Origin of the sequence: Bacillus multifaciens (genome assembly GCF_030756675.1) — a bacterium.
GTDB classification, from domain to species: Bacteria; Bacillota; Bacilli; order Bacillales; family Bacillaceae_G; genus Bacillus_A; species Bacillus_A multifaciens.
The window spans coordinates 69,498-80,940 of sequence record NZ_JAVBXD010000021.1 but is presented as its reverse complement, the minus strand read 5'-3'; the positions used below and the strand labels follow the sequence as shown (position 1 = coordinate 80,940).

At 32.2% G+C, this 11,443-nt stretch carries 7 protein-coding genes and 1 pseudogene; 1 reads left to right on the top strand and 7 read right to left on the bottom strand.

The genetic code is table 11. From position 1 onward, the window contains the following. Positions 1 to 559, bottom strand: a pseudogene (locus Q9306_RS14475) (cell wall-binding protein); the annotation flags it as partial. 134 nt (positions 560 to 693) lie between these two features. Next, positions 694 to 1,752: a sensor histidine kinase gene (locus Q9306_RS14470; protein ID WP_306199576.1), complete on the bottom strand. Its 1,059-nt coding sequence runs from the start codon at positions 1,750 to 1,752 to the stop codon at positions 694 to 696. Positions 1,753 to 2,636: 884 nt separating this feature from the next. On the opposite strand from Q9306_RS14470, the gene Q9306_RS14460 reads away from it, so the two are divergent. Then, the gene (locus tag Q9306_RS14460; RefSeq protein ID WP_306199574.1) at positions 2,637 to 3,248 is read left to right on the top strand and encodes a histidine phosphatase family protein; all 612 of its coding nucleotides are present in this window, start codon (positions 2,637 to 2,639) and stop codon (positions 3,246 to 3,248) included. 486 nt (positions 3,249 to 3,734) lie between these two features. On the opposite strand, the gene Q9306_RS14455 is transcribed toward Q9306_RS14460, so the two are convergent. From Q9306_RS14455 to Q9306_RS14435, 5 genes are all read right to left on the bottom strand, one after another. Beyond that, positions 3,735 to 4,274 carry a hypothetical protein gene (locus Q9306_RS14455; RefSeq protein ID WP_306199572.1) on the bottom strand — a complete coding sequence of 180 codons (540 nt, stop codon included), beginning with the start codon at positions 4,272 to 4,274 and terminating at the stop codon, positions 3,735 to 3,737. 738 nt (positions 4,275 to 5,012) lie between these two features. Continuing rightward, the gene (locus tag Q9306_RS14450; RefSeq protein ID WP_306199570.1) at positions 5,013 to 6,194 is read right to left on the bottom strand and encodes a TniQ family protein; all 1,182 of its coding nucleotides are present in this window, start codon (positions 6,192 to 6,194) and stop codon (positions 5,013 to 5,015) included. Further along, entirely contained in the window at positions 6,187 to 7,332 is a 1,146-nt protein-coding gene (locus tag Q9306_RS14445) for an AAA family ATPase (RefSeq protein ID WP_306199566.1), read from the bottom strand. The genes Q9306_RS14450 and Q9306_RS14445 overlap by 8 nt, the downstream gene beginning before the upstream one ends. 2 nt (positions 7,333 to 7,334) lie before the next feature. Beyond that, a complete protein-coding gene (locus Q9306_RS14440; RefSeq protein ID WP_306199564.1) occupies positions 7,335 to 10,025 on the bottom strand; it encodes a TnsA endonuclease N-terminal domain-containing protein in 2,691 nt (896 codons plus the stop codon). Then, positions 10,019 to 11,344 carry a helix-turn-helix domain-containing protein gene (locus Q9306_RS14435; RefSeq protein ID WP_306199562.1) on the bottom strand — a complete coding sequence of 442 codons (1,326 nt, stop codon included), beginning with the start codon at positions 11,342 to 11,344 and terminating at the stop codon, positions 10,019 to 10,021. The genes Q9306_RS14440 and Q9306_RS14435 overlap by 7 nt, the downstream gene beginning before the upstream one ends. Positions 11,345 to 11,443 lie beyond the last annotated feature (99 nt).

Below are 11,443 nucleotides of genomic sequence, written 5' to 3'. Positions count from 1 at the left end.
ATCTTGGATTTTTACCAGATGCTTTTTCTACAAATGCAGTGTGATCTTGATTCATTACAACTCCGGTCTTTCCTTCGTCTAATTGTGCTTGTGTAATGTAAAGAAGATCGTGTTCTGAGACAGATTTTGCATCAGGGTTTAAATCTATGATTATACCCGCTTGAGTAATTTTAAGTTGCTGCCCAGATTTTAATTTATGAATTTCAATTTTCCCATTTGGATAGAGTACTTTAACTGATTTAGTAAAATTCGAATCACCTTCTGTATGATGCATGGAAATATTAAATTCCCCAGATGTAAAATTAGGAGCCTTGTAAGCTATATTTTCTGCATATACATCAATGGTAGTGCTTGGTTTTATATCCCCAGGGGCTAGTCCAAGTCCATCATAAATGTTTGCTATAGCACCTAATGCAGTAATCGTTACATCTAGTACCGTACCTATCCCTGCGCTAGCCTTATTTTCTGCAACAGGGGCCATAGAAAAAAGAATACCTAATGCTGCTGTTGCAGGAATTACCTTCTTTCCAATCCCAGTTGTTTTTAAATTTTTTTTCATAACGTCATTCCTCACTTTGTATGTATGTATGTTTTTCCCTACTGATTAAAAAGAATTTAATGTTCGGAATCCCATCTTAATTTAAATATCTTTCAAATTACTTTCATAAATGTTACAAAAGTCTTGCAATCATCTCATTTCTTTGCTGATGTAACGGGAAGAGTAAACCAAAATTCACTCCCTTGTTTACCGTCTAAACGATCTCGCACACCAATTTCGCCTTTGTGCATTTCAATTAATGATTGTGCAATGGCTAATCCAAGTCCAGATCCCCCAGATTGTGAGCTTCTTGATGGATCTGTTCTAAAAAAGCGTTCAAATATGCGCAGTTGATCACTATAAGCAATGCCTTCTCCTTCATCACGCAAAATGAATTGAACGTGCTGCTTCTGCTTATTTTCTTCTACAATTAACTCAATCGTTCCAGATACGGGAGAATATCGAATCGCATTATGTAACAAATTGCTGATAACCCGTACAATCTTACAAGGCATAATCCAGAGCCTAGGCAATGTATCAGAAACGCGTAATTGTAAATCGATTTGTTTTTCTTCTAATAAAATAGAATGTGCATCCAACACTTCTAATAGAATACGATCTATATGTGTGAAACTTGGATAAAAATCTTCTTGTCCAAGTTCTAACTTAGAAAGATCAAATAAGTCATTAATTAATCCACTTAATCGTTGTATTTCCTTATGGATTGTCGTTAAGTACTGCGTTTTCATTTCGGGATTTGCAATTACATCATCTTGTAATGCTTCAATCATCAATTGTATGCTAGCCATAGGTGTTCGTAAGTCATGTGAAATATTCGCAATGATCTCTGTACGTGCTTTTTCTCCTTCTTCTAATTTCGTAAACCCTTCTTTTAATTTTTTCGCCATTTGTTGAAAGGCTGTTGCTAACTCTTTAAACTCTTGTGGTCCTCGTCCAATTCTATACACTGTTCCAAATTGTCTATCGCTAAATTGTTTTGTTAATGCAATTAAATTTTGAATAGATTCCGTAATAGGGCGTGTTAATAGCCAATAAATAATCGTTGAAAACGCCATTGCTACGGTTACAATTCCTATGAATAGCTGCGTTTGTTCCGGTCTAAGTAACATTTTCATTTCGCTATACCAGATAGCAATCAGCATAATGCCGGTGCTTAATAGATTCATCAATAACAATTGATTCCGTAATTTCATATTGTAGTTCCCCCTGTTGTCTCAAACCAATAATCTGTGCTTCTCTAACTCTTCATATAGATGATTCATTAACACAGTTACTGCCTTAATCTCCTCGTATTCAAGCCCCCAAATTTGTTCAAGAATTCGAGAGCGTAAAAATACATATTTTAAATGTTTTTTGTAATACAAAGTACCTTAAGTACCCCTTGTTGTAAAATAAAATTAATATCAGTAAACACATCTTAGCTTAAATACCTTTCAACTTTCTTGCAAAAATATAACAAAATTCTTTCAAGAATATCACTAAAGATCAAAAGGCTTAATTGAAATTGCGGAACTCACTTCTTAACAAGGCTGGATGAATGATTATGTAGATATGATGAAATAGAGAAAAGTTTATAATTTGAAGAACTAATAGATATAAAAGTTTCATCCATGATACGATGACCATTAAATCCGTGAGAACTCTTTGAATTAAACAACTTTATCCCCCTATACGATTAACAAAAAAAACCTAAAAAATATAACATACCTCACAATTCTTCTTTGTAAAATTAGGAACGATAACTTTGCCGTGGATTAATTATTAACCCCTAAGCTTGCCGTGAATGCTGTAGCTTTGTAATAAAGTTTGATCAAAAACCTGTGATTACAAGAACTTTATTCTTCAATATTGCGAAAATTTGGTTTGATAGCTTAAAGCAACTAGATTTTGAATCAAGCAAATTCTAGTTATTTTTCCACATTATGAGTAATTCGTTGAACATTCGCTCTTCATAAAAACGGGGGATTGAGAAAAATTTAATTTGCTAAGTTGGTCGGTTGGCTTAAAATTAAGTTAGGGGATTGTTTAATTTTATAAAAAATAGGTATTAGATTTTAAATACTCGGAGGGTATGAGTTTGAAACAAATTATTTATTTACTTAGACATGGAGAAACTGAATTAAATGTAAAAGGCCGGTATCAGGGGGAACTTGATTCAGCACTAACGTCTGATGGCATTGAACAAGTCAAAAAGAATGCAAAATTACTAAAAATACTAATAGATCACCCTAAAGAGTGGGAGTTTATTTCCAGTCCATTAGGAAGGGCGCAACAAAGTACTGATATAGTATGTGAGGTTATAGGTTACGATAGAAATAAAGTTAAAATGGACGATCGATTAAAAGAAGTCTCTGTCGGTAAATGGGCTGGTTTAACTACAAAAGAAATTGAAAAATCTTGGCCGGAACTCATGGAAAATACTAATAATTACAATTGGTATTTTAATTCCCCTAGTGGAGAAAGCTATGATTCAGTTGTAGAGAGAGTATCTGAATGGCTACATTCTATACAAAATAAAGAAAAAGTAATAGTAATGTCACATGGACTTACTGGAAGAATAATAAGAGGAGTATATCAGGGGATAACAAAAGATCAAGCATTAGTCTTAGAAGTATCTCAGAATACTTTCTTTAAACTATCTGATAAGCAAATAGAAAGTTTTTGTTCAGAGTATGATAAATTTTATTAAATGGGACTCCATCTTATGAGTGAAAAGGTTATATTTTCAAACTGAATAACATTCCCATATAAAAAATAAATCGAACCTTAAATTTCAAAAAAATCAAACGATAAATTTTTCTATTTTAAGTAGAAATAATCAACGTTTGCCGCAAACAAAAAGAACCATAAACTTGCCGAAACGGCAAACTTATGGTTCAAATCGCACAATGTGACTTTACCCATAAAGTTGCCGCTAAAGGAAGCATATCTTTGCCGGAAATCACATGTTTTTGAGGAGATTTAGTTGATTATTCGAGGAAAAAGGAAACATACCTTCGCCGTGGATTAATTATTAACCCATAAGCTTGCCATGAATGCTGTTGGTTTGTAATAAAGTTTGATCAAAATGCTTGGGTTATTTGTTGCTAGTGAATAATTTTTCATAAAAAAGTTTAATCATTTTTCTACCTGTGTTTGCTCAACAATCGCGCCCAATTGCGATATTATTAAATTGTTACCCTTTTTCCCTTTTCGGCCAAATAAAATTGCTTATGGCAATCAAAAGATCGATACCCAACACAAGTGTCCATACTTTTAGAAAGCCAGCCAACACTTCTGTTCGAGAAGAATCGTTAATTAAATAGATTAAGACAAATAAAATTCCGGCACCTATTAGAAAAGCAAGCACATGTTGTCCCCAGCTTTTAAAGTAGTGTTTCGCATAATCAATGCCAAATCTTTTAACTGGTTTCGCTCCTTGTTTCATCACATAATATTGAAAGCGTATATCAGCCCACTCAATCATACTCCTACCGAATGCGATTGAGATTCCAATATAAACAGCAGCTATTGCATGCACTTGGGTAGCAGTCGCACCACGATACAAGTCGACACCCGTAACAACTAATAAAATTAAATCAATAACAGGTGTTAAAGCTAGGAAAAACAATCCTAATTTATTTTTCTTAAGGATATATCGTGTGAGCAGACCTAAAGTTATAACAAGCCAAAACCCTATTTCACAAGCAACGATCAACCACGCAATTACATTCACCCCAACACCCCCTTGTACAACGCACGCAATTACTCGCTTTTCCTTAACAGTACCACAATATGGCCCTTTAGTGGAGTAACTTTATTGCCGCTCAACAGTTCCTTAATCCGTCTTTCAGTTCAGATCTTCTTTTCACTATAAAAACATCCCTTTAGATAAACTGATCCAAAGGGACAAAACATCGCGTCTTTTTTATAAACACCGTGACTTTATTTAAAAGCGACATTAAAAATATTCTTCAAATCCTGGAAGCATAAGTTTGCCGCAAACAAAAAGAACCATAAGTTTGCCGAAACGGCAAACTTATGGTTCAAATCACACAAAAATGTGACTTGAATCATAAATCTTCCTATTATTAACCCATAACCCTTCCTAAATCTAAATAAAATAGAGTAATTTTATCCACCATGATAACAATTAATTGAAGCATAACACTTCCGAAATTTATTTTTTAACCCCTAACCCTTCCTGAATCTTCATGATATTGACCAATATTATCCAGATGTCAAACTGTTTCTAAAAAAAGATAAGGATATTCCCCCCTCCTTAATATAAAAATCAATGCAACAAGCGATTAAAAATTTGAGTTGTAAAAATAATATAAAATTGTTTAATTTTGTTCTTAAAAAACAGTAATCGCCTATCCATAAATTTGATAGGCGATTATTAAAGTTGTTTAAGACGTCGCGACTTTACTTTAAACGCATAATCTAACAGAAAAACTTTGCCCAAAACATTTCAGTTTAATTTCTCTTTTAATCTCCTTTCAAATCTTTCTTTATATAAGGAATAATTATGTAGCGAGATATTCTCATAATACTCACTAAAACCATTCCTTAAAGTTGATTGAGAAATATTCAGTTTTACACAAACATCAAGTATCGATATTATTCCTTCAGTTCGTAAAACCTGTTGAAGGTAGTTTTCTGCATAATCTACATCTACATTTTCGTATATGTCTTTTTTTATTTTGATTTCTTCCTTAGTATCTCTATTAATGAATGGTATTTTTTGATCACATAATAGCTCAATTAATGTCTGCTTAGTTAAATAACTTATTTTTAAAAGAAAAGTGAGCGGAGGAGGGACATCTCTAACTTTAAGAGGAGTAATCGTAAATTTGCTGACATTAAAATACTCACACATCGTTCTATAGCTACCCATAAAGATTTCATTTAATACTCTATGAACTATGAAGTCGATATTTTTGAGGCTGGGCACTTTAATACGTGGCATATGCGCTAACAAATCTCCCATACAATACGCAACCCAAACTTCCCAGTCTTCCACATTATCCTCAGAAACTTGCTGCTCATAAAGTTTACTTTTACAATACATGCATAATCCTAATTGAATCTTTTTATGTAAAAAAGGATTCGATTTATTACAAACTTGGCATACTACTCTTAATTTAACTTTATGTTTTAAACAGATATTTACATCATCAAAATTCCATATCAACTGATTATATACATGCCCTTTTTCTTCTAAGCTTTCTCTATAACAGCAAGGGCACCAAGCTTGAAAACCTCTGAATAAGTTCACGATATTTAATACTCCATTTATTAAATTTATTGTGGTGTATTTTATATCACTAACTGCAGTTAAGTCCACTAAAGCATCTACAATTTTTAGAGAAAATTCATTTCCTCCCATTAACTCGTTTGCCTGTGAAAATGCACCAGTCTTAGATACTCTTAAAGGATTAGAAACTAATGGATTAATCTCATAATCCATTAGTTTACAAATCCCTACATTATGAACATTAGCTAATCTTATCATATAACTAGTAATATTCTCTACGTATGGTGTTCCAATATCAAAAGGAATGAGTGAATATAATCTAGAACGTTCTTCCAAAAAATCTCGCCAACATATTTCCTTTATAATTCTCACACTAGAATTATAAATACTAGTCATTAGTTGTACCTACTTTATCCCTTACAGGATTTCTTTTACCAACTGACCCTCTTACTTTCTTAACAGAAGAATTGTTTATCTTCTTTTGACTATTTAATCCGATCCTACTGATTAAATCCATTCGTTCTTGTTCATTTTCAATAAATAATTTTTCTCCTTGCTCTATTTCCTCAAATAAGGTTAATAAAGCATTGATAGATAGGGCATGCTTATTTAATATTTCTAATGTAATAGTATTTTCATCATTATCTATTGCATCACCTAGACAGCGCGTAAGCCAATCTTTTAATATCCCTATACACCCTAATGTCCTTTCATACAAAAGCTCTCCATACTCAATTAATTGTGGTTCTTTTCTTAACGGAAGATGTTTCTGAAACACATAAAGTACAGATAGGAATGTATGATACTCCTCCTCATGATCTGCTCGATATCTTTGGAAATGCATATGAGCTGTTCTTCTACTCAATTGCCCGCTTAAACTAACAAATTCTTTCAGCTCATAGGTTCCAATTAAAATATGAGGAACATTTGTCATATTCGCTAGTGATTTTATAGCATCTAGTTGATCTTGCAGTTTTTTAGCGCTTGATACCTTTAGTAGATGTTGAGCTTCATCTATTAAAAATGCTACTGGCCTTCGATATTTTAAAGCATTTTCTAGAGATCTTCTTAGTTCTGGCGTAGAATTGGCATCATGGTAATTAAACTTTCTCTTTTTCTTCTCCATTCCTGTTAATTTTGATTGATCTAGATTAATCTTAAAATTAATTAAAGGTTCTTGTAGATACTCTAACGCTCGACGATAATAATCCTTCCAGTTAAATACTCCTGAATCTGAACTTACTAATTCCAATCTAACTATAGGTATTCTGCATAAATCTTCGCTTAACTCATCCAACAAATTTTTAACAAAATATGTTTCAATCGATGCCCCTAAGGTAGTTTTTCCAACACCACTAGGCCCTAACACTAAACATATAGAAGAACCCGCTGGATTATTGATATATGAAATCAATTGTTCTTGCACCTGTTGTATCCGTGTATGTTCCACAACACATTTTTGAAAATAATTTAATCTTCTTTCCTTATCAGCATGCAATAACGACATAGGGAAGCCTCGGGATTCATTTTCCAATTTTAATCACCTCTATGATAAATATTGAATTGCTTAAAGGGCTTAAAAGATTTTCTTTCTTTTTCTAAATCCTCTTCATAATTATCATTTTCTGTGTTATTTTTTGAATTTGAAATATTAGATTCTAGTGGCAAATCTACAATTTTTTTAAGTTCCGTATCTTTTAAGTTCTGTACCATCATTTTTTCTTCTTTTTCCAATTTACTAATAAACGCAGCAATCTTTCGAGCATTAATTGTGTAACCTCCAGAATGTAAGGATTTTTTCTTTTTTATCTCTTCTGTAGCTATTCTCAACTCTTTTTCTGTTTTTCCTTTGAGGTCATAGTATAACTCTGATGTACACTTAATCCATTTTCCCTTAACATATGCATAAACGACACTAATGTCATAGGGATCGTATCTTATAGCCACACTTTCACCCTCTAGTTGTGGACTTTTAAATGCATAATTCCAATAGTTAATGTAATTTACTCTAATACCTGTTCTAGAGTTTATAGTAACTTTACCATTACGAGTAGAAGGTAAAGTCATAATTACAAATTCATCATCATATTTAATATAAGTAGATTCTCTGTTACCAGCCTTTTTTATTCCCAATTCAAATGCTTCTTGAGGGGATTGACCATCTAAAGAAGGGTGAATATTATGGTGATAGATTTCCTCAATCCACTCATTAAGTACTTCATTTAGTCTCCCTAAAGTCCAAATTGCATGTTGCTTAGGGTTTACTGATTTTGTCACCTGTCGTGTATTTTTCATAATCTTAGTATTACCTTGTAAGTTGTGAATAAGACTTGTATTTGTTGTTCCAAATAAACGCTCTATAATATTTCCAAAGCGAGCTTTTGCTGGTGGGCGCACCTTTTTGTGCAATTTATTGTAAGCTAAAAGTGTATCGAAATATATACTATGAAATTCTTTTCCTCCATCCACCACAATGTTCTTAGGTAGTCTACCATGTTTATATACACACTTTCTTAACACCATCATTGCAGCCTTATAACTCGGGGGATCAAATGATATATGAAAGGATAAATTCTTCCTAGAATAAGCGTCTACTAAAAATGTAATGTATGGTCGTCCTAATATACGGTTCGTAGTAGAACACCTTAATTCAATATCTAATTCTGTATGATCTATGTGGGATATTTGAAATGGACGTTCGCCATGACGAGGGACTTCTGATGATAAATTCCAATAAAATTCTTCATATTCATATGCAGCACGGTTTCCTTGTCGTTTCTTTACTTGTTCATACTTAGGTCTATTATTAATAGCTACACAAAATGTTTTATAACTTGGTGCAAGGAGTGATTCCTTTTCACATATTCCCAAGAATTGTCCATACACTGTATATTTATTCTTCTGTTTTATATTTTCGTATTCTGTCTCTATAAATTTCTCCATTAATTCAATGGTTTCTGAAGGTAGCTTACGATTTCGATTTCCTTTCTTTTTATAATTTGGTAATAAACCAACGTAACCATTCCCAAATAATTCTTCCGCATCCCTATAGTTTTTCAACCATGTCCTTACTGTTCGATCGGTGACTCCTATATCTTGAAACTTTTCTTTTTGGAGAGCTTTTTGTACAATTTCTAATCTTTGATTTGCCTTCTCTAAATCTTCAGGACTTGCTTCTAGAATAGGATTTAAAAATTCTTCATTAACTGTTGAAGTAACTTGAATATTTTTAGATTTAATTTTTGATTGGTTAAATAATTCAATTAAATGTAACCTCGGTAATTCTACTATATCTCCATCAGTAGAAAGCAGGGAAACTGTGTCTACTCCATTATTTAAAATTTTCCATTCAATCCCATTCCACAATAGAACTTCATTTATACTGATTTCTAATATATTAACTTGTTTTTCTTCACATAAAGGCAAAACCTCTATTCCTTTATACGCTTCGTAATGTTGCTTAGATTGAAAGATACGAACATTATCCAAATTAGTGAGAACTTCTTTCTCCAAATCAATATATAGTTTTTTTCTAGCGATTAATCTGTAAACATCATCTACCTTAGCTACTTTTATTGATTGAATTAAATTTGATAATGTAATTCCAAATTGATTAGACACAATATCCCATATCTCTTGTATACTCTCTTGATTTATAGAACATGAATTTTCAATTAGATAATCTTCTAAGAACATCAGGTTTCTATATAAAATACTATTTATATCCCGAGGTGTTCTAATTTTAAATTGTAAACCATACTGATTAGCTGCCTCTTCGTACGAAGGGCACCTCCATTCTCCATTCTCACTCCTAAAATAACGATTCGGTTCTTTTTGAGATAGCTTTTCTAATTGCTCTTCCGTTTTCCATTCCTCTATCATAACATTTTCCTTATATAAAACTAAAAAATCTGGCGTATAAAGATATGATACCTTTTTTTCATTTTGATTGATGTAACTCACTTTTAATGTACAAGGTTGATCATAATATTCTAAAACACCCGAATTAAATTCCATAAGATATATCGCGGCTAACTCTACCGTGTGACTCTCAAATTGAATAGTCATTCCCATTTTTGTACTAGAATAACGTCCTGCAACATTATTCTTTTTGCTTTGTACACTCCGAACTGGAGATGAATCTCTAACTCTACGAATCAGCTCGATGCCCTCTGGTTTTAAATTTAATGAATTACTCCATTCTTCAAATCCCCGTTCCCCTAACAAGTAACAAAACTCCTTTCTAACTCTTTTTTATAAAACAACCTTAACTTTTTATTTTTAAGTATGGCAGGCTTATTCATAACGTCCTCTATTTTCCTTCTACTTGGATAAATACCTTTTTCCTTACAAGTAGCAATAGCCACAGAGATCTTATTACAATTTTCATCGTAGTTCTGTTGGGTCTTCACCTTTATATGTTCCTTGTATCTAGCAGATATTCCTTTACATATATCAGGAAAATATTTATATAAAGTTCTTTTACATAAACCCATTTCTAATGACACTTGGTTCATTGTTTTAGGTATATTGTCTTCTTCTAAATATTTTTTTAATAGCAACCAGATATCTTTATGCTTAATAATTCGTTTATTCCTTGTTGTTATCTGTATTTCTTCTCGTCTATCTAATAATCTTAATGATTCATTAACAAATATCGGTGTTGATACTATATCTTTTACATAAAAATTTAAAGGTGATACTCCACAAATATAGCAAATTTCTAATATCCGTTCCAAGGGAATAAGCCCTTTTCCCTTACACCAATCCCACATTGTCGTCTTAGGAACATTCAATAATCTAGCAAATTTTTCTTTATTACCATCCGTCAGAACCAAACACAATTTATTAAGGTTATTTGTAACTTGATTATCCTTTGAATAATTAGCAATTCTTTTTTTATTGAATATTAATTCCACAGAATTTTCCGCCATCCAAATATCCCTTATCTCACTTTGTTCAGAAATCTTACTACCTAACCAATTCTGACAATAAGGGCAATATCCCAGTATACTTTTCCTATGTAATATAGGAATTTCTTTATTACACTTATTACATTGTTTTTGAAGTTTACATGAATGTATATTACAGGATCTAACTGCTTTTAAATGCCATATTAGAGGATTAAATATTTCCAAACCAAGATTTAGCCACTCTTCATAGCACAATGGACACCAAGACAAACAGTCCCTAAATAAATTCCGAGAGGGAATTATTTCATCCAGTGATTGTAATGTGGTCTCACTCAGATTATTCACATTAGTAAGTTGAGTTAGCACATTTACCATGTCAATAGAATTCAAATCAAATCCATTGAGAGTTTTTGCACCATCGTAAAATCTATTTCCCCCACGTTCAATGCTGTTATTTAAAAATTCCTTTTTTAAAAGAGGAGCAATAATACTAGAAATTAAATTCCCAGGGGATACACAGTGCACTTTTGAAAGTCTTGTTATATAGCTAGTTAAAGATTCAACATACTCCCCATTAAAATTTAAAGGGCTTAAATCATAGAGTTTACTTCGCTGAGAATATGGAATTCTCATTTATAAGTCACCCCCTAATTTAAAAATAGCGCATTAACATTATTTCCCTTCCTAAAATAGAATAAACATTTGATTATTCTATTTTAAATATAAAACCAG

Bases quoted from the DNA above. Each gene is read 5' to 3' on its own strand.
- Q9306_RS14470 (WP_306199576.1), bottom strand. From the start codon at position 1,752: ATGAAATTACGGAATCAATTGTTATTGATGAATCTATTAAGCACCGGC.
- Q9306_RS14450 (WP_306199570.1), bottom strand. From the start codon at position 6,194: ATGACTAGTATTTATAATTCTAGTGTGAGAATTATAAAGGAAATATGT.
- Q9306_RS14435 (WP_306199562.1), bottom strand. From the start codon at position 11,344: ATGAGAATTCCATATTCTCAGCGAAGTAAACTCTATGATTTAAGCCCT.